The following is an 18,234-nucleotide window of genomic DNA, read 5'->3' as shown; positions in this document are numbered from 1 at the left end:
GGAGTGTCTGTGAGATTCGCATATTTGATAGAACCTCCGTTCAACTACAGGAACGAATGCGGCGATGTGACCGGGTGCGATGTGGAGTTGGCGCGAGTCATTCTAGCCATGATCGGTATTCATGACATTGAATTCATCGAAGCCGAATTCTCGCAATTGTTGCCTGGGCTGAACGAAAACCTTTGGGATATGACTACTGGCCTCTTCGATACCCCTGAACGCAGAAAGATCGTGACGTTCAGCCATCCCATCTGGGCGTTGCCTGATGGCCTCTTGGTGAGGAAGGGCAACCTCAGAAATCTCTACGGATACGCATCGGCAGCAAAAAATCCGGAATGTACGCTGGTCGCGATCCGTGATCAGATCCAACATCGCGCAATTATGGAAGCGGGCGTGCCCAATGACCGCATTCTCATTTGCGAGACCTACGACGAGGCCGCTCAGGCCGTATTGGATGGCCGTGCCGACGCCTATGCCAGCGTGGCCATGGCCCATGTCGGTTTTATGCAGCAAAATCCAGAGCTCGATTTGGAAGTTGTCGCCGTTTTACCGAAAGAGAGACCAGCAGCCTCAGGCGCATTTGCTTTCCGCCAATCCGACCGGGAACTCCAGAGCGCGGTCGATGCGGCGCTCCTTTGTTATATCGGATCAGACGAGCACCGTGTGCTGATGCGCAATTTTGGTTTTGATGATCAAGCCCTCGTCAACGGCGAGGCCAGTCTGGCAAAGTAACGCCAGACTGCGCAAAGGAGACGGCCCAATGCATGATGAAGCCGTAAGAGACGCGTTTCTCGCACAGGCAAGAGCCTGCGACAGCCTCGGTTCGCCCTTTACCGCACGGCTTTGCCGCGCGGTGGCGGCGCGGCTGGATCGCCAGACGGACGTTGGCGAGAGGATTTTATCCTGGCTTGGCGATGTCGGCCCGTCCGGCGATTCCGTCCCACTGCGGCTTGCCGGTGCCCTGCATGCGCTTGTCATCGAGGACAAGATCGCTCCTCTTGTCGATATAGCACCCGAAGACGAGGATGCGCTCTGGCAGGCTTGCGCAAGTGCTTTGCGCTTCCATTCGGGCTTCATCCTCGAAAGGCTGAAATCGCCGCCGCAGACCAACGAAGTCCGCCGTTCCGCTGTGCTGCTGCCGGGTTTTCTCTCCATTGCGGAGCTTTTCGGCAAGCCGCTGATCCTTTCAGAGGTCGGCGCCAGCGCAGGGCTGAACCTGCAATTTGACCGTTACCAGTATCGTCTCGGCGATCTTGCCTGGGGCAGGCAATGCGAAGTGTCCATGTCGCCGGAATGGCGCGGAGACACCCCGCCCGACAAGAGGATAGAGATCATCCAGCGCGCCGGCTGCGATCTTAACCCACTCGATCCGTTGTCTGCTGAGGACCGGTTGCGGCTGATGTCATATGTCTGGGCCGATCAGACCGACAGGCTGGAGCGCACGGCGGCCGCCCTGCGTATTGCGGTGGAGAACGGCTTGCACGTTGAAAAGGCCGACGCAATCGATTGGCTGCAACGCCGCCTTGCAGCGCAACATCCGGGCGCTGCCCATGTCGTCTACCATTCCGTCGCCTGGCAATATCTGCCCGATGCGCTGAAAGAGGCCGGCGAAACGCTGATCGCCGAGGCTGGAAGCCGTGCCACCCCTGAGGCTCCGCTTGCCCGCCTGCAGATGGAGGCAGATACGACGCCGGGAAGCGCCGCAATCACCCTGCAAATCTGGCCGACCGGTAAGAAACAGGAAATCGGCCGCGCCGATTTCCATGGGCGATGGGTGGAATGGCAGGGGTGGAAAAGCTAGACCGCCACGTCCTGCGCCGCTTCCTGCAACAGGCCGCCGACATATTCGGCGAAGGAGCGCCAGCACTCTACCCGGAACGTATCGTCAGCCACGCGCAGCAGCACCACTTCCGCCTTGCCGAAAACCGTTCGCGAGCAGGCGCCGATCGGGAACTGTGCGATAGACAGATCCTGCGGGCAACCGGCGTTCAGGGCTGCCTCCGCGCCGGGGCCGGAAACGATGACAGCCGTGTTGCGGTGGGAAACGTCGGTCGCCGAAAACAGGCCGGGAACGGTGGCGAGCGCCGCCATCAGGTCGCTTTCGCCCTGATCGATCACCAGCCATTCGTCCGGGCCGAGCCAGAGAGCGGAGCGCAGACCCGATGTGACAGAGCTTTTCGGGCTGTTGGGCAATAACAGGCCGAGTGCATCCGAGAGGGCCGGCAGTGCGCTTTCCCTTGCGCGCAGCGACAGCCGCGACGCCGAGGCGGCGGGCTTCAGCGAGACGAAGGGCGAACCACCGTGGAAATCCTCGAGTACGGATTTGCGTTTTGCGTGAAGTCTGTCAGCCATTGAGACGGGCTCCTTCCTTGTCGAGGAAGACCATGTCGGTCACTTCGACGGCAATTGTTTTATCGGCAAGCGGGATGTAAAGCGTTTCGCCCATGCGCGCCCTGCCATCCGCCACCAGCGCAAAGGCGATGGAGTGGCCGAGATTTTCCGACCAGTAGGCGGAAGTGACATGGCCGAGCATGGTCATGGGTTTCGGTTGGTTTGGATCAGCAACGATCTGGCCACCCTCTTCGGGAACGGTCAGCCGGTCCTTCGTCCTGAGGCCCACAAGCTGCTTTCGACCGGAGCGCATGAGATCCGGGCGCTTCAGACCGCGGATACCGACGAAATCCGTCTTCTTCTTGGAAACGGCCCAGGCAAGCCCGGCATCGTCAGGCGTCACGGTGCCGTCGGTATCCTGTCCGACGATGATGTAACCCTTTTCGGCACGCAGGATGTGCATGGTCTCGGTGCCATAAAGGCAGCCGCCCACCGCTTCGGCGCGTTCGCGGATCGCGGTCCAGACGGCAGCGCCGTAATCGGCCGGAACGTTGATTTCGAAACCAAGCTCACCCGTGAATGATACACGGAAGAGACGCGTGGGCACGCCGCAGAAGGTGCCTTCCGCGACCGCCATATGCGGGAAGGCTTCGGGCGAAATATCGATACCCTCGACGAAAGGCGCGATCACCTCGCGCGCTTTCGGTCCCTGCACCGCAATCACCGCCCATTGTTCGGTCGCCGATGTCAGCCAGACATTCAGCTCGGGGAATTCGGTCTGGAGATAATCCTCCATGTGCTGGAGAACGCGCGGTGCGCCGCCCGTCGTCGTCGTCACATGGAAACGGTCCTCGGAAAGACGACCGACAACACCGTCATCGTAAACGAAACCGTCCTCGCGCGTCATGATGCCATAGCGGCAACGGCCGGGTTTCAGTGTGTCCCAGGCATTTGTGTAGATGAGGTTCAGGAACTTAGCCGCATCGGGGCCGACCACCTCGATCTTGCCGAGCGTGGAGGCATCGAACACGCCGACGCTTGTCCGCACCGTCTTGCATTCGCGGTTGAGCGCCTCGTGCATATCCTCGCCACCGCGCGGGAAGAACCATGCGCGCTTCCAGTTGCCGACATCCTCGAAAAGGGCGCCTGCCGCAGCCTCTTCGTCATGCATCGGCGTCTTGCGGGTCGGGTCGAACAGCGCACCGCGCGAATGGTTGATGAGCGTGCCGAAGGTGACCGGCGTATAGGGTTGGCGGAAAGTGGTGAGACCGACCTTCGGCAGATCCCGCCCAAGCGCTTCCGAAGCAATGGCAAGGCCATGCATGTTGGACATCTTGCCCTGATCGGACGCCATGCCATTGGTGGTGAAGCGCTTGATATGCTCGACCGAATGCATGCCTTCACGCACGGCTAGGCGAATATCCTTGGCGCAGACATCGTGCTGGAAATCGATGAAGGCCTTGACGCCGGTGCCTTCGCCTGCCCCTTCGGCAGCGCCGATCATGCCGCCGGTCCAGGCGCGCGCATTCTCGCCGGAGAATTCCGCTGCACCGCCACCTGCGGCAGCAGCCTCGGCGATCAATGCAGCGAGATCGTCCGTGCCGTTGCAGGCGCCGACTGACACACAATTCTGCACATGGATGTCAGGCAGGAACCGCTGGTTTGCCGCGTCAAACTTCAGCTTGCCGCGCGATTGCGAGAAAAGATGCACCGAAGGCGTCCAGCCCGCCGAAACGACGAGCGCGTCGATGGCGATCTTGCGCTTGTTAGAGCCGCCATTGCGGCCAACGCTCATGGAAGAAACGCGCAGCCGCCCTGACGTATCGTAAACACTGTGGCCCGCCAGCACCTCGATGCCCAGCGCCCGCGCCTCGTCCAGCAGCCGCCGATCGGGGTTCTCGCGGCAATCCACGATAGCGGCGATCTTCACACCCGCTTTCTTGAGATCGAATGCCGTCTCATAGGCAGAATCATGGGCAGTGTAGACACCGACATTATTGCCGACGGTCACGCCGTAATGGTTGAGATAGATGCGCGCAGCAGAAGCCAGCATGATGCCGGGACGATCATTATTGGCAAAGACCATGTGCCGCTCGATCGCGCCTGCCGCCAGAACGACCTTCTTGGCGCGGACCTGCCACAGTCTTTCACGTGGCTGGTGTTTGGCCGGCGTGGCGAGGTGATCGGTCACACGCTCGGCCAGCGCCACGAAATTGTGGTTGTAATAACCGAACGCTGTCGTGCGGGTCAGAACACGCACATTGGGCAGCGATTTCAGTTCAGTGAGAACTTTTTGCGCCCAGTCATATCCGGACAGACCGTCGATGACCGCACCGGTATCAAAACGCAGCGCGCCGCCAACTTCGGCATTCTCATCAACCAGAATGACGCTGGCGCCAGTTTTTGCAGCGGCGAGCGCCGCTGTCAGTCCGGCCACACCGCCACCGGCCACCAGCATGTCGCAATGGGCATAACGGCCGGAATAATGATCCGCATCCGGCTCGGTCGGCGCCTTGCCGAGACCGGCTGCGCGACGGATGATCGGTTCATAAATCTTGTGCCACGCGGCCTTCGGCCACATGAAGGTCTTATAGTAGAAACCAGCCGCAAACATCGGCGACAGGAAATCGTTGATCGCACTGATATCGAAGGACAGCGACGGAAAGCGGTTCTGCGAGGCGATGATGGCGCCGTCGAACACATCCTGCACCGTGGCGCGCACATTGGGCTGCTTGCGCAGGCTGTCACGCGATACGTCGATCAGCGCATTCGGCTCCTCCGGGCCGGCGGAAAGGAACCCGCGCGGCCGGTGATATTTGAACGAACGGCCAATCAGATGCACGCCATTCGCCAGAAGTGCGGACGTAACCGTGTCGCCTTCCAGCGCCTGATAGATCTTGCCATCGAAGGTGAAGCGTGCCGTTCTGGCAGGTGTCAGGCGACCGGCGCCCTTGATACGATAATCGCCGCTCATTGCGCAGCTCCCTTTTGGGCGGAAAGAACCGCGTCGGCATCCGGTTTCGGCTCGCCTGCCTTGTAGGTCATCAGGAATTTGTCGCTGACGGAATCGCGGGCGGCGTTGAAAAAGCGGCCGCAACCGTGAATGTGGCGCCAGCGCTCGAAAACGAGACCTTTGTCATTGTCGCGAATGAAGAAATATTCGGCAAAGGCCTCGTCCGAAATATCGGCAATGTTTTCCGGCCGGGCGATATGGGCTTCGCCCGCCCAGCGAAATTCGAGTTCGGAACGGTCTTCCCGGCAATAAGGGCAATGGATCAGAAGCATCGTGGCTCCACCTTCAAAGAGAACTTTCCGGAAGGACGCTTCCGGCGGGTTGGTCACACAGCCGCTTTCCCATCGCAACGAAGGGGGAAAGCCGCTTCAAGAGCTGCTCGAAATTATCGAATGGTTTCAGCGCCGAGGCCCGACCCATATTGATGATGGCAACCGCCATCATGTCGGTGTCGATCGCGAAGGGTTCGTCTTGCTCGCCATTTTCCTTCTCACCGACGAAATAGACCAGCTTGTCCGCGAGACTCGGCGCGCAGAGCAAAAGGCCTTTTTCAGCCACGAAAGGCCAGTCGCGTTCACCCTGCATTCTCTGGATTTTCTGGCTACGAAAATCCCCCATCTCGGGGATGAGATTGCCCGCCGGCACGACCGCCGCCGCAACACCCATGTTTGCCGAAAGCATAACCGCCGCCAGCATCAGTGCGCCACGGCGGCGGCAGCGGCCTCGTCGATGAGGCGTCCGGTGCGGAAACGATCGAGCGTTAGCCCCGCCGCCAGACGGTGCGGTTCGCCGCGCGCGATGAGATGCGCAAACAGATTGGCCGAACCCGGTGTCGCCTTGAAACCACCTGTGCCCCAGCCGCAATTGACAAAGAGATTTGGCACCGGCGTCACACTCTGAATGGCGGAGCGATCGGGTGTATTGTCGGTAATGCCGCCCCATTGGCGCATCATCTTGACGCGACGGAAAATCGGGAACAGCTCGCAGATGGCGTCAAGCGTATGCGTGATGATCTGCAGGCCACCGGTCTGGGAGTAGGAATTATACTGGTCGGTGCCAGCACCGATGACCAGCTCGCCCTTGTCCGACTGGGAGATATAGGCATGCACCGTATTGGACATGACGACACAGGGGAAGATCGGCTTCAGCGGCTCTGATACCAGCGCCTGCAACGGGTTGGAATGCAGAGGCACACGCACATCCGCCATTTTCATCAGAACGGAGGAGTGGCCGGCGGCGGAAACGCCGATTTTCTTTGCGCCAATGAAACCGCGATTGGTCTCAACGCCCGTGACCGCGCCATCAGGTCCACGGCGAATGGCCGTGACTTCGCAATTCTGGATGATGTGCACGCCGCGATCGGAAGCCGCACGCGCATATCCCCAGGCCACCGCATCGTGACGCGCCGTGCCGCCGCGCCGCTGGAGGGCAGCACCGTTGATCGGATAACGCGCATTGCCGGAAATTTCGAGCGGCGGGCAATAGGCCTTGGCCTGTTCCGGCGTCAGCCATTCATTGTCGATGCCATAGAGACGGTTGGCATTGATATGGCGCTTGAAGGACTGCTGGTCGTGAATATTGTGCGACAGCATCATGACGCCGCGCGCCGAATACATGACGTTGTAATTGAGATCCTGGCTCAGGCCTTCCCACAATTTCAGGGAATGCTCGTAGATATCCATGCTCTCTTCATAGAGATAATTGGAGCGGATGATGGTGGTGTTACGGCCGGTATTGCCGCCGCCGAGCCAGCCCTTTTCCAGCACCGCTATATTGGTAATGCCGTGTTCCTTGGCAAGATAATAGGCGGCCCCAAGACCGTGGCCGCCGCCACCGATGATGATAACGTCATATTCCTTGCGCGGCTCGGGCGACGCCCATTGCGCATCCCACCCCTTATGACCCCGCAACGCCTCGCGCGCCACGGCAAAAACGGAATATTTGCGCATTCGCAGTCTGCTCCTCAAGAACCGGCCAGAAGCCGAAAGCATAGCTCCGGCACATATTATACACATGGCAAATCGGCATCCGAGGCAATATCCATTTTGCGACGCCGCAATGCTTTTGTTTCGACATTGCAGGCAGAATGCCGGGATAGCTGGATTTTGGCTGTTGAATATGCGGTACCGTATGGACTTGCTGCAAATGTTCTGATATTGCACGTCACCAATCGCTAGGCTCGACGGCCGAACGAACGATTTTATTTGCGTGCGAATGCCTTTATTCTCACAGCAAGACAACCAAACAAAAGGAACGGGTTTCACGTGCAGGTACTAGTCCGCGACAATAACGTTGATCAGGCGCTTCGCGCTCTCAAGAAAAAGATGCAGCGCGAAGGCATTTTCCGTGAAATGAAAATGCGCGATTATTACGAAAAGCCTTCCCAGAAGCGCGCCCGCGAAAAGGCTGAAGCTGTTCGTCGCGTTCGCAAGCTGGCACGCAAGCGCGCACAGCGCGAAGGTCTGGTTGCAGCTCCGCGCGCAGGCCGTTAATAGGCCGTCTTTTGGACGTTTTTGAATGCTTGTTGGGCGGGGGCGATCAATTCGCCGCCGCTCTTTGTGTTTGTGGCCGGAGAATGATCTTGAGACCGGCCTGCGAGGGAACCCCCACCGAATGACCGCTGTTGATGCCTGTGTTGTGAAAAACTCCGATGCCTCCACGCGCCGGGTGCTCCTGAAAAACAACAAGAGATTCCGTGTTTCCCTTGTCGTCTGTACCGTCCTTGCCGGTCTTTCCGGCTGCGCTACGTCAAACCAGACTGACGATGTCTTCAGGATCGACCGTGCCCAGGGCTCGCAGGAAAACATTGCCTCGCTCACCTCTGTCATCAACGCCAATCCGCAGGATCCGGAAGGCTATAACGTCCGTGGCTCGGCTTACGGCCGCGCCGGCGATTCGCGCCGCGCCATCGAGGATTTCAACAAGGCGCTGCAACTGAACCCGCGCTTTTATCAGGCCTATGCCAACCGCGCGCTCGTGTATCGCAATTCCGGCCAGCAGCAGCAGGCCTTGCAGGATTACAACGCCGCTTTGCAGATCAATGCGAGCTATGACGTAGCCCTGATCGGCCGTGGCAATCTTTACCGCCAGTCCGGCCGCGTCAACGAAGCTTTCAACGACTTCTCCCGCGCCATCGAACTCGAAACCACCGATGGCCGCGCATGGCACAATCGTGGCCTGATCTACCAGCTGCGCAACCAACATGCCCAGGCCATCGAGGACTTCTCCAAGGCCATCTCGCTGTCCTCAACCTCGCCGGAACCCTATAACGGCCGCGGCCTTTCCTATGTCGCGCTGAACGACGACGAAAACGCTTTCGCCGATTTCAACCACGCCATTTCGCTTGATGGCAACGTCGCAGAATCATGGGCCAACCAGGCACTGGTCTATGAACGCCGCGGCGAGATGGCGAAAGCCGCGAAGTCCTATTCGCATGCGGCACGGCTTGATCCGAAATATAAGCCCGCGCTCGACGGCATTGCCCGCACGCGCGGTGCCGGCGCATCCTGATCAAAAACAGATACGAACAGAAAAGCCGGCGGTGCGACACCTGCCGGCTTTTTTATGGGAAACGTTTAAAGCCTCAATGGCTGTCGCGGCGCGCCTCGGGCGTCGCATCCCCCGCCCACAACTCAGCCTGCACCGCATTTTGAAACTCCATGACCTCGCGCCGCATGGCGGCGTCCTCATAGCCGAGGCCCGTCAGATAGGCGGCCAGTTCACGGCACTCCCTGCGCCAGAAATCATTCGCCTCCACACCATGCAGCCGGTCGAGCATGGTTGCGCACCGTTTTACATTGGCAATACGGTTCTTTGCCGGAAAGGCGATTACTTCCGAATTCGTCGTCACGCGGGCACCTTGCTCTTCGAGGAATCAATACCGACTTTTTAAAGGCTGGATGGTTAACGAAGTCTGCTACGTGGGAGAGAAGGCCGCTAACGCCTTGCAGGGGCGGGTTCTGCAGCCTGTCAGACGCAAGAATCTGCGGTGCCGGAGGACACCGATTCGGGCAAATCGCCGATTACCAAGGAATTTACCAATCAAGATTACCGAAATTTCATGCCGTGGGAGATAGAAGAAGTATATGTGTGTTGAAACAACACCGGTCTCATCGTATATTCTTGCAAAGAAAAAAAATGCCGCAGCGCAGCCAAAAACGGAGAAATCGTTCTCGGGAGGAGAGCACCATGTATGCACCTCGTGTATTTTTCAGCATGATTGGTGCATTGCTTGCCTTTGCGGTCGCTACATATTTCATCCATGGGTCGTTCTATACGGCATTCATCCAGACCCTCATCTGCGCCGTCATTCTGCAAACCGGTTATTTTATTGCACTTCTGGTTCTGGTCGCCAGGGAAAAACGCCGGATGCGCGAAACCTTCGCGCTTGATCGCAGCACAGAGATTATGACGCCGGACACGGTAAGCAGCGCCCCGCCACATGGCGCGAAACTGACCGATATGTGACCTCTCGCACACATTCTTTTATTGCGCCGCAAAAAAATCACTTGCATCCACACCCCTGACACTTTCTGCTGACCAAATCCTGACGGTTCGTCACAGCAGAAGGACAACACATGGTGAGCGGTTCACAGCCCATTTGCGTCATCATCGCTGCGAAAAATGCATCTGATACGATAGATATCGCCATCCGCTCCGCCCTTGTTGAGCCGGAGGTCGCCGAGGTCATGGTGATTGACGATGGCTCCACCGATACGACCAGCGACGTCGCGCATGCGGCGGATGACGGTACCGGCCGTTTGCGGGTCGTGCGATTCGACGTCAATCGCGGCCCTTCGGCCGCCCGCAACCATGCGATCGCGATTTCATCCGCACCGCTCATCAGCATTCTCGATGCGGACGACTTTTTTTTCAGAGGCCGTTTTGCCGCCATGCTGGAAGACGACGACTGGGATCTGGTGGCCGACAATATCGCCTTCATCCAGCAATCGGTTCCGGGCGCGTCGTCCATGCAGCCGGCCCGGTTCGAACCGCACGCCCGGTTTCTATCGCTGACGGAGTTCGTGGAAGGCAATATTTCCAGACCCGGCGTGGAACGCGGGGAAACCGGCTTTCTGAAACCGGTGATCCGCCGCGCCTTTCTGGACAAGCATGCGTTGCGTTATGACGAGCGCCTGCGTCTCGGCGAAGACTACGAACTTTATACCCGCGCGCTTGCCGCCGGTGCCCGTTACAAGGTCATCCGTCATTGCGGTTACGGCGCGATTGTCCGCGGCAATTCGTTGAGCGGCCGTCACAGCACGGAAGATCTTCGCCGTTTATACGAGGCGGACAAGGACATTCTCACCAGTTGCAAGCTTTCGGCCAGTGAGACGGCGATCCTGCTCGAGCACGAAAAACACATCCGCGCGAAATTCGAGCTTCGCCATTTTCTCGATGCGAAAAAGCAGAAAGGGATGAGCGGCGCGTTGAGCCACGCTCTTGCACGCCTGCCTGCCCTGCCGGCCATCACGCGCGGCATCTGGACCGACAAGACCGCCCGTTTCCGCAAACCGGCGCCGGTTCGGGATATTCGTTATCTGCTGGACGGCACGCCGGTTTCCTGAGGGAAAACGTCCAGCCGCGAGAATGATGGCAAGTTCGATATTCCCCCATTCGTCATGCGGGACCAGATCCGGCATCCTGTCATGGCGCGTCTGGCGCCATGAAGAGGGTCTTTTGCGATCAAGGACTTGAGCGCGCTTGACCCCGGACCCAGGCCGGGGTGACGGTGTCCGGAATTGCTGTGGCAACCCCCCGCCTTCAGAGATAATCGCGTTTGACCGTTTCCAGAACGGCGGAAAAACGCTCCTTGCGTTCCTCCAGCCTGCCATCCGGGCTGAGACGCGGTTCGGCACGGCTTGCCTGCCAGAGCGCCAGCGTGGAAGGTGCTGCCAGCACTTGCTTGGCCAGTTTGCGCAGTGACAGGGATTGGCTTGCCTGCGGCCGCACCAGCACATCGCCCTCATGCGCCGGACCGGATCCAGCCTCGGCAATGACGGGGGCTGGCGGCGGCGGGAAGCTCATACCCCAGAAACGCGACCCCTTTTTCGCCGCCTCGGCGCGGGTGGAGACTGGCACGTAACGCGGCTGATACTCCACACCGACCGTGCCTGCCCAATCGCTCCACTTGAAACTGTTGATCGAGGGAGATGTGCTCACCGCCACCCATGGCACGCGGAACGCATCGGCAAGAATGGCGCCATGCATGGATTCGGCCACGATGAATTCAGATTGGGCGATGGCGCGGATGACCGACATCGCCTCGCCGCGCGGGTCGAGATAGGTCAGTCCCGCCGGTTTGCAAACCGTTTCCCACATGCCGAATTCCGCCGATTCCCAATGGGGAACGAAGGTTTTCTTGTAGAGTTTCGGCAGGCCTTTGAACTCTGGCATCTCGGTCACCATCACGGCGGGATCGACAATGCCCTTTTCGGGAGAAAGTCCCAATTTGGCTGCGGTTTTTTCGCCGCGCACGCAGCGAATGTCCCAAAATCCAGTGCTTGTATCCGGCACCGCGCCGTAGCCATAACCGCTGCCGATCACAAGCTTGCGCTGCTTTGCGGGCAACAATGTATCGTTGAGAACCGTACCGACACCGACGAGCATCACATCGTCATGCACGTCCCGCAGCCCGGGCAGCAGAAAGTCCCACAGCCACAGATTGAGATCGTCGCCAAAATTTCCGTGATGCGATTCCCAGTGGTAAGGTTTCATGAAGTCACTCCTGGGTGAAAAACATATAAATTCTTGCAGGCAAGAATTCGATCATCTTGTCCGCACTATTTTGCCTGCGCCGAGCTCAAAAGCCGCTCGCAGGAGTGCCGGATCGCGCATCGCCCACTTCAGCAGCAGTCCGAATTCGGGCACCTTGCGCCGTTTCAGATTGCCCGCCTGGCTCCAGAGCGCCTGTTTGCGCGCCGTATTTTTATAGGAAGCGATCGAGGCCACATCGTCTGGCCGCCGCGAAAATCGCCCCTCCAGCGTATCGAGCGCCACCCAGGTATTGAACTGCTGGCGCAGGAATTCCGGCGAGGTATTGTCGATGCTGTGGAAGATATTGACGCCCATTCCGCGCATGGCACCGGCATCGTCACACAGAAGCGTGCGCTTGGATGCGAGGATGGAATCGCAGAAAAACAGCACATCTTCCGCCGCAAGCCGGAGCGCCGGATCGAAGCGTATCTTTTCAAAAAGCGGGCGGCCGATGACCATGCAGGAGAGATGCAGGAAGCTCCAGTTGCGCAGCATCACGCTCGCCAGATCCGGCAGCTCGATCACCAGAGGCCGCTCGGAAAGCCTTGCGGCGCCCTCGTTCTTTTCCAGCTCGGAAATGGCGAAATGATAATAAAATTCGTCACTTGCCTGCATGGATGCCCAATAGCACTCGCCGCCAAATGTCTTCAGCGCGAAGGCCGCATTCTGGAGATGATCGGGCGTCCAGATGTCGTCCGAGTCAAGAAATGCGACGTAATCGCTGTCAGCAGGAACGTGGTCGAGACCGGTATTGCGCGCACCACCCGGCCCGCCATTGGCCTGCTTAATGACGAGAATCCGCTCTTTCTGCGCTTGCGAAAGTTCTGCAAGCTCATTGTCTATCGGATATGGCGATTCGTCATCGACGATGACAAGATCGAAATCCTGGTAAGTCTGCGCAAAAACCGATGCGAGCGCACGTCCAAGAATTCCGTGCTGCTTTTGGTAATAGGGAATGACGACAGTAAATCTTGCCATTGTTTCGCCCCTTGCGTTGATCAAGAAGTGTCGGGCCCGATCCTAAAAGCGGCCCCGATGGTATCGGCAACTCCCCACCGGCGTTCCTCCCCGCCGGCCTCCAGAAACAGGATGCTTGTATGCCCCCAGCTCCAAATGTAAAGACCATCACCACGAATGTCGGCTGGAGCGTCTTGTCTAAGACAGGGACATTCGGGCTTAAATTTGTCACCGTTCCCATTCTTGCACGACTGCTGACACCGGAAGAATTTGGTGTGGTTGCAGTCGGCTTAACGGTTGTACAATTCCTGACCATGATAGCCGGAGCGGGGCTGACCTCGGCGCTGATCGTCGAGAAAGAAGAGGATATGGATACAATCCATACCGTTTTCTGGGCAAATCTGGCGATTTCCTGCACCATGGCCGCCGCGCTCTACATTTTCGCGGAGTTCTTCGGCGGGCTTCTGGGTGCGGTGGAAAGTGCCTATCTGCTGCGCATCATGGCCTTTCTCATTCCGTTGCAACTTGCGGGTGATGTTGCCTATTCACTGCTTGCACGGCGCATGAACTTCAGCCAGGACGCGCTGTGGAGCATGGCGTCTGAAAGCATCGCGGCGGTTGTCGCCGTGGCTATGGCGCTTCTCGGCTTCGGCGTGTGGGCGCTCATCATCCAGCTTTTCGCCGCCGCACTCATCAGGCTTGTCGGGCTATATGCCGTTTCCCGCTATTGCCCGCGTTTCGTCATGAAACCGCGCCGTCTGGTGCCGCTTCTCGGCTTCAGCTCCGGCCTGATGGGATCGGAAATCGCCAATTTCGTCACCTTCCAGTCGCCGATGGTGGTGATCGCGCGGCATCTCGGCCTTGCCGATGCGGGCGCCTATTCCGCCTCCAACCGTTTTGCCAGCATTCCCAATCAGGTCGTGCTGTCGGCCGTCATGGGCGTGCTGTTTCCCGCTTTCAGCCGTATGATGGACGATCCGCAGCGCCGGCGTGATGCCCTGATGTTCAGCACGCAGGTTCTGACCGTGCTGCTTGCGCCAATGATGTTCGGCCTCTGGGCGGTGGCCGAACCGGCCATGCTGGTGATTTTCGGGCAGAACTGGGCCTATGCCTGGCCGGTTCTCGGTCTACTTGCCCTCTCGAAAGCCATTCTGACACCATGCAGCACCTTTATCCCCTATCTCAAGGGTGCCGGCTACGGGCGTGTGCTGTTCTGGTCGGCCACGATCCGCGCCATCGTCACCACGGTTGCCGTCTGGGCTGCAGCCGTCTACGGCAGCCTGATCGACGCGATGGTTTGGCTCTGCATCGTCAACGCTGTGACGCTGATTGCCTACTCATGGGCCGTGTTCAAGGCAAGCGATACACCCTTTCTCAGCGGCCTCTATGTCAGCAGCAGACCGATGATTGCAGCGCTAGTCATGGCCGTTTCGGTGCGTTACCTGCTTCACATCCTTGCCGAACGCATCCCCAGCGCAACGCTTCAGGTCCTCGTTGGCGCCGCAGTCGGCGGCGTCATCTATGCGGTGCTGATTTTGCTGACCGAACGCGCCCTGCTTGGAAAAATCCTCGGGATGGTCAAATCGCGGCGAATGCGTGAAAACGCAACCCAAGGTTAGCGGCTCGTCACCGAAAGCGCCTCATTTCGGCCGTTAACAGGTCTCACCCGTCACGGATATGTGTTCCGTGACGGCATGGCAAAACCATTTTTTTGCGATGCAATATCGCGTACAATGATAATAACGCTTCCTTTGGCGATTTTTAGCGACGACTTAAATCTAGAAAAAATTAAATATTTTCAGTTACTTAATTTTTTAAAGTCGCACGGAATGCCGGAACGCCAGACAATCACCCGCAATATCTAAGCTTGTGTTTTTCCCGCGTCGCCACATTTTACCCTAAAGTCGAAACCAGACTTACGAGTGCGGGCTTAAGTTCGCTCTGGTTGCAACGCGGCGTGGGTGGACGCCGCCCAATAGGGGTGACTGATGTGACTGTCGATCAGAACCTATCCTCCCGTATCAATTTGATGCGTATATTGCTGATCTCCGGAATCGTGTTCGTCCATGTGCCGCACGATGCCGAAACCAGCCCTTTTCTTGGCCTTTACGGCTTCTTCGACTGGCTGCGTGTTTTTCTGGGCGACGCCCTGTTTCGCATCGGTGTGCCCTGTCTCAGCGCGATATCCGGCTATCTGCTGTTTCGTCGCGGCATGAGCGGGTTCGATTATCCGGCGACGATCCGTTCGAAGTCGAAAACGGTGCTGCTGCCCTTCCTGCTGTGGAATGGCGCGTTATTTGCCGCAATTTTGCTTATCCAGCTATTTGACGTTGGTGTGGGTTATTTCCCGGACCTCTGGAACGCCAGCCCGCGTGAAATCATCAGCCATGGAACGGCGCTCGAAGAACTGCCGGTAAACGTGCCGCTTTACTTCCTGCGTGACCTGTTCGTCTGCATCCTGCTGTCGCCAGTGCTTGCATTTCTCATGCGCCGCTTTGCGCTGCCGACGCTCGCTATCCTGCTCTTCATAACCGCCATGCCTGATCTGACGATCTTCATCGTCCAGAAGAAATCGATCCTGTTCAGCTTTTCGCTGGGCATCGCGCTTGCGCTGCATCGCGTCGATGTCAAGGCACTCGATCCCTACGCCTTCCCGATCATGGCGCTGACCTTTGTCGCTGCGGCCATGCTGGCAACCGGCCTCTATTTCACCGGCCCGGAGTTTACCTTCTGGCTGAACATGTCGCGCAATTTGCTCGCTGTTTTCGGGGCGCTCGGTTTTTGGGCATCGTCGGCGCTTTTGATCCGGAGCAGGCTTGGCAAGCGGCTTTCCGAAACCGGAAGCCTCAGCTTCTGGATATTCTGCGCACACTATCCGTTGCTCGTCATCATGTGGATGGTCTGGAACAAGGGCGGACCCGATTTCTACCCCGCCTTCTATGTCATCGCCACGCTGTCCGCCTTTGTCATTCTGGTGGTGAGCAATGCACAGACCCGCAAATACCTGCCGGCCGTCTATGCCGTGCTGACCGGAAGCCGGAACGGCAAACGCAAGACAACGTCCGAATTCGGTGCAAAACGGCCCTCCATGATCGGCCCGCCCACATCCGAAACACTTTATTCGCAACGACAGAGGTGAACCAATGACAACATTTGTCACCCGCGCTCAGACACGCATTCTTCTCGCCGCCGCCCTGCTGGCGACACCCTTCACGACACCGAGCCAGGCACAAGAAGGCAACGGTGCATCCTTCATCGAGAATTTCGATCAGATGGACCGGTCGTTCTGGTACGTCTCCGACGGCTGGAACAACGGTGCGCATCAGAACTGCACCTGGTCGAAGAAACTGGCGACGGTGGAAAACGGCCAGCTGACGCTTGGTTTTGAGGAAGCAAAGTCCGGCGACCGCAACTTCGCCTGCGGTGAAATCCAGACCAAGGGGCGTTATCGCTACGGCACCTATGAAGCAAGGATGAAAGCCGCTACCGGCTCCGGGTTGAATTCCGCCTTCTTCACCTATATCGGCCCGACCGACAAAAAGCCCCATGATGAAATCGACTTCGAGGTTCTGGGCAAGAATACGGGCAAGGTGCAGCTGAACCAGTATATTTCCGCCAAGGGCGGCAATGAGAAACTGGTGCCGGTGGAAGGCGGAGCTGATGCCGGCTTCAACGATTACGCCTTCGTGTGGGAGCCTCAGCGCCTGCGTTACTACGTCAACGGCAAGCTCGTCCACGAAGTCACGGATGAGACCAAGATTCCGCAGAATGCCCAGAAGATTTTCTTCAGCCTGTGGGGAACCGACACGTTGAAGGACTGGATGGGTGCCTTTTCCTACTCCGGCGCAACACAGATGATTGTTGACCGCTTCGCCTTCACGGCGCTCGGCGACAAATGCCAGTTTCCCGAATCCATCGCCTGCGCCCTTAACTGATTGCCTTTTTAAACCTGAGCCTCGGCGTCCTTGACGCAAGAAACCAACCGGAACCCATGCATGATCCATGTTCTTTATCTCGCGCATGATCTGTCGGACCCCGCCATTCGCCGGCGGGTACTGACCTTGCTTGCGGGCGGCGCGCGGGTCACGCTGGCGGGCTTCCGGCGCGGACAGAACCGGCTTGCAGAGATCGAGGGCGTGGTGCCGGTCATTCTCGGAGAAACCGCCGATGGGCAGTTTCTTCAGCGCATGGCAGCCGTCGCCAAAGCCAGCCTCTCGCTCGGCAAAACATTACGCGGCATCTCCACGCCCGACGTCATTCTTGCCAGAAACCTGGAAATGCTGGCTCTCGCAAAACGGGCCATGTCGCTTTACGACCGCCAGCCGGCACTGGTTTACGAATGTCTCGACATTCACCGCCTGCTTCTCAATGAGGGCAAACCGGGGCAGCTTCTCAATGCGGCCCAGCGCTATTTCGCCCGGGATGCCAAGCTGCTGGTGACGAGTTCTCCGGCTTTCGTCGAGCATTATTTCAAACCCGTTTCCGGCCTGAACCTTCCCGTGCTGTTGCAGGAAAACAGGGTGCTGGCGCTTGATGCCGCTGCAGCAGCCACCCCACAACCGCGCCCACCTGCCCCTGGCGAACCGTGGAAAATCGGCTGGTTTGGGGCGCTTCGCTGCCGCAAATCGCTCGAAATCCTCGCCGATTTTGCAAAGCGCATGGATGGCAAGGTCGAAATCATCCTGCGCGGCCGGCCAGCCTATTCGGAATTTGCGGATTTCGATGGTTTCGTGGCTGCCGCGCCGCATGTGCATTTCCACGGGGCCTACAAAAACCCTGAAGATCTGGCCACCATCTATAATGAAGTGCAGTTCACATGGGCGATCGACTTCTTCGAGGAAGGCCAGAATTCAAGCTGGCTGCTGCCCAACCGGCTCTATGAGGGATGCCTTTACGGCACTCTGCCGATTGCTCTTGCCGGCACGGAAACGGCTCGTTTCATCGAAAAGCGCAATATCGGTTTTGGTCTGCAAAATGCCGGCGCAGATGATCTGGCCGCTCTTTTCAACAGTATGACTCCACAAGCCTATACGGACGCCTTCGGCGCCCTCTCAGCACTCGATAAGAAACAATGGCTGACCGACCGCGACGATTGCCGTCAGCTGGTCCAGCAATTGTCCTCTCTTACAAAATCCGCTTCCGGCCATGCCCGTGAAGCTGCGTTTTCACCCGTGTAG

At 58.3% G+C, this 18,234-nt stretch carries 18 protein-coding genes; 10 read left to right on the top strand and 8 right to left on the bottom strand.

The features are described from left to right. Positions 1–3 precede the first annotated feature (3 nt). Positions 4–732, top strand: coding sequence for a transporter substrate-binding domain-containing protein (locus CRP02_RS08780; RefSeq protein ID WP_323455340.1), 729 nt, complete (start codon positions 4–6; stop codon positions 730–732). Between the two features lie 28 nt (positions 733–760). Then, positions 761–1,801: a DUF2332 domain-containing protein gene (locus CRP02_RS08775; protein ID WP_097170838.1), complete on the top strand. Its 1,041-nt coding sequence runs from the start codon at positions 761–763 to the stop codon at positions 1,799–1,801. Here the strand turns inward: CRP02_RS08775 and CRP02_RS08770 are convergent. The 5 genes from CRP02_RS08770 to CRP02_RS08750 are packed head-to-tail and all read right to left on the bottom strand — an operon-like array spanning position 1,798 to position 7,293. After that, on the bottom strand, positions 1,798–2,352 hold the full coding sequence (locus CRP02_RS08770; protein WP_097170837.1) for a sarcosine oxidase subunit gamma: 555 nt from the start codon (positions 2,350–2,352) through the stop codon (positions 1,798–1,800). The two genes, CRP02_RS08775 and CRP02_RS08770, sit on opposite strands and share 4 nt — an antisense overlap. Further along, the gene (locus CRP02_RS08765; RefSeq protein WP_097170836.1) at positions 2,345–5,305 is read right to left on the bottom strand and encodes a sarcosine oxidase subunit alpha; all 2,961 of its coding nucleotides are present in this window, start codon (positions 5,303–5,305) and stop codon (positions 2,345–2,347) included. The genes CRP02_RS08770 and CRP02_RS08765 overlap by 8 nt, the downstream gene beginning before the upstream one ends. Further along, positions 5,302–5,616, bottom strand: coding sequence for a sarcosine oxidase subunit delta (locus tag CRP02_RS08760; protein ID WP_004431787.1), 315 nt, complete (start codon positions 5,614–5,616; stop codon positions 5,302–5,304). Before CRP02_RS08760 ends, CRP02_RS08765 begins: the two co-directional genes overlap by 4 nt. Before the next feature lie 13 nt (positions 5,617–5,629). After that, a complete protein-coding gene (locus CRP02_RS08755) occupies positions 5,630–6,040 on the bottom strand; it encodes a hypothetical protein (protein WP_179783969.1) in 411 nt (136 codons plus the stop codon). Further along, positions 6,040–7,293, bottom strand: coding sequence for a sarcosine oxidase subunit beta family protein (locus CRP02_RS08750; RefSeq protein ID WP_004431781.1), 1,254 nt, complete (start codon positions 7,291–7,293; stop codon positions 6,040–6,042). Before CRP02_RS08750 ends, CRP02_RS08755 begins: the two co-directional genes overlap by 1 nt. 315 nt (positions 7,294–7,608) lie before the next feature. On the opposite strand from CRP02_RS08750, the gene rpsU reads away from it, so the two are divergent. Continuing rightward, positions 7,609–7,836 (top strand): 30S ribosomal protein S21, encoded by a 228-nt coding sequence (rpsU, locus tag CRP02_RS08740; protein WP_003498359.1) that lies wholly within the window; start codon positions 7,609–7,611, stop codon positions 7,834–7,836. Between the two features lie 121 nt (positions 7,837–7,957). After that, positions 7,958–8,854 (top strand): tetratricopeptide repeat protein, encoded by an 897-nt coding sequence (locus CRP02_RS08735; protein WP_004431770.1) that lies wholly within the window; start codon positions 7,958–7,960, stop codon positions 8,852–8,854. Between the two features lie 73 nt (positions 8,855–8,927). Here CRP02_RS08735 and CRP02_RS08730 read toward each other — a convergent pair whose 3' ends face one another. Continuing rightward, a complete protein-coding gene (locus tag CRP02_RS08730; RefSeq protein ID WP_004431768.1) occupies positions 8,928–9,194 on the bottom strand; it encodes a DUF6074 family protein in 267 nt (88 codons plus the stop codon). A gap of 338 nt (positions 9,195–9,532) precedes the next feature. Between CRP02_RS08730 and CRP02_RS08725 the strand changes: the two genes are divergently transcribed. Together CRP02_RS08725 and CRP02_RS08720 are read left to right on the top strand one after the other, a co-directional pair. Next, positions 9,533–9,811, top strand: coding sequence for an exopolysaccharide production repressor protein (locus CRP02_RS08725; protein ID WP_097099725.1), 279 nt, complete (start codon positions 9,533–9,535; stop codon positions 9,809–9,811). Between the two features lie 110 nt (positions 9,812–9,921). Then, positions 9,922–10,911: a glycosyltransferase family 2 protein gene (locus CRP02_RS08720; protein ID WP_097170835.1), complete on the top strand. Its 990-nt coding sequence runs from the start codon at positions 9,922–9,924 to the stop codon at positions 10,909–10,911. Between the two features lie 196 nt (positions 10,912–11,107). On the opposite strand, the gene CRP02_RS08715 is transcribed toward CRP02_RS08720, so the two are convergent. Next, complete coding sequence (locus tag CRP02_RS08715; RefSeq protein WP_097170834.1) at positions 11,108–12,061, bottom strand: polysaccharide pyruvyl transferase family protein; 954 nt, start codon at positions 12,059–12,061, stop codon at positions 11,108–11,110. A gap of 51 nt (positions 12,062–12,112) precedes the next feature. Beyond that, positions 12,113–13,078, bottom strand: a complete 966-nt coding sequence (locus CRP02_RS08710; RefSeq protein WP_097170833.1) for a glycosyltransferase family 2 protein — start codon at positions 13,076–13,078, stop codon at positions 12,113–12,115. 119 nt (positions 13,079–13,197) lie between these two features. On the opposite strand from CRP02_RS08710, the gene CRP02_RS08705 reads away from it, so the two are divergent. The 4 genes from CRP02_RS08705 to CRP02_RS08690 all read left to right on the top strand — a co-directional run bounded on the left by CRP02_RS08705 (position 13,198) and on the right by CRP02_RS08690 (position 18,234). Further along, positions 13,198–14,676, top strand: coding sequence for a lipopolysaccharide biosynthesis protein (locus CRP02_RS08705; protein WP_097170832.1), 1,479 nt, complete (start codon positions 13,198–13,200; stop codon positions 14,674–14,676). Positions 14,677–15,047: 371 nt separating this feature from the next. Beyond that, positions 15,048–16,196, top strand: coding sequence for an acyltransferase family protein (locus tag CRP02_RS08700; RefSeq protein ID WP_097171302.1), 1,149 nt, complete (start codon positions 15,048–15,050; stop codon positions 16,194–16,196). A gap of 4 nt (positions 16,197–16,200) precedes the next feature. Further along, positions 16,201–16,992, top strand: coding sequence for a glycoside hydrolase family 16 protein (locus CRP02_RS08695; protein WP_097170831.1), 792 nt, complete (start codon positions 16,201–16,203; stop codon positions 16,990–16,992). 60 nt (positions 16,993–17,052) lie between these two features. Further along, on the top strand, positions 17,053–18,234 hold the full coding sequence (locus CRP02_RS08690; protein ID WP_097170830.1) for a glycosyl transferase family 1: 1,182 nt from the start codon (positions 17,053–17,055) through the stop codon (positions 18,232–18,234).

This window comes from Rhizobium sp. AN5 (genome assembly GCF_900215255.1).
Classification (GTDB): domain Bacteria; phylum Pseudomonadota; class Alphaproteobacteria; order Rhizobiales; family Rhizobiaceae; genus Agrobacterium; species Agrobacterium tumefaciens.
This window is presented reverse-complemented; position numbering and strand designations above follow the sequence as displayed.

Bases quoted from the DNA above. Each gene is read 5' to 3' on its own strand.
- CRP02_RS08710 (WP_097170833.1), bottom strand. From the start codon at position 13,078: ATGGCAAGATTTACTGTCGTCATTCCCTATTACCAAAAGCAGCACGGA.
- CRP02_RS08750 (WP_004431781.1), bottom strand. From the start codon at position 7,293: ATGCGCAAATATTCCGTTTTTGCCGTGGCGCGCGAGGCGTTGCGGGGT.
- CRP02_RS08755 (WP_179783969.1), bottom strand. From the start codon at position 6,040: ATGCTGGCGGCGGTTATGCTTTCGGCAAACATGGGTGTTGCGGCGGCG.
- CRP02_RS08690 (WP_097170830.1), top strand. From the start codon at position 17,053: ATGATCCATGTTCTTTATCTCGCGCATGATCTGTCGGACCCCGCCATT.
- CRP02_RS08760 (WP_004431787.1), bottom strand. From the start codon at position 5,616: ATGCTTCTGATCCATTGCCCTTATTGCCGGGAAGACCGTTCCGAACTC.
- CRP02_RS08695 (WP_097170831.1), top strand. From the start codon at position 16,201: ATGACAACATTTGTCACCCGCGCTCAGACACGCATTCTTCTCGCCGCC.
- CRP02_RS08715 (WP_097170834.1), bottom strand. From the start codon at position 12,061: ATGAAACCTTACCACTGGGAATCGCATCACGGAAATTTTGGCGACGAT.
- CRP02_RS08725 (WP_097099725.1), top strand. From the start codon at position 9,533: ATGTATGCACCTCGTGTATTTTTCAGCATGATTGGTGCATTGCTTGCC.
- CRP02_RS08705 (WP_097170832.1), top strand. From the start codon at position 13,198: ATGCCCCCAGCTCCAAATGTAAAGACCATCACCACGAATGTCGGCTGG.
- CRP02_RS08765 (WP_097170836.1), bottom strand. From the start codon at position 5,305: ATGAGCGGCGATTATCGTATCAAGGGCGCCGGTCGCCTGACACCTGCC.
- CRP02_RS08735 (WP_004431770.1), top strand. From the start codon at position 7,958: ATGACCGCTGTTGATGCCTGTGTTGTGAAAAACTCCGATGCCTCCACG.
- CRP02_RS08775 (WP_097170838.1), top strand. From the start codon at position 761: ATGCATGATGAAGCCGTAAGAGACGCGTTTCTCGCACAGGCAAGAGCC.
- CRP02_RS08720 (WP_097170835.1), top strand. From the start codon at position 9,922: ATGGTGAGCGGTTCACAGCCCATTTGCGTCATCATCGCTGCGAAAAAT.
- CRP02_RS08770 (WP_097170837.1), bottom strand. From the start codon at position 2,352: ATGGCTGACAGACTTCACGCAAAACGCAAATCCGTACTCGAGGATTTC.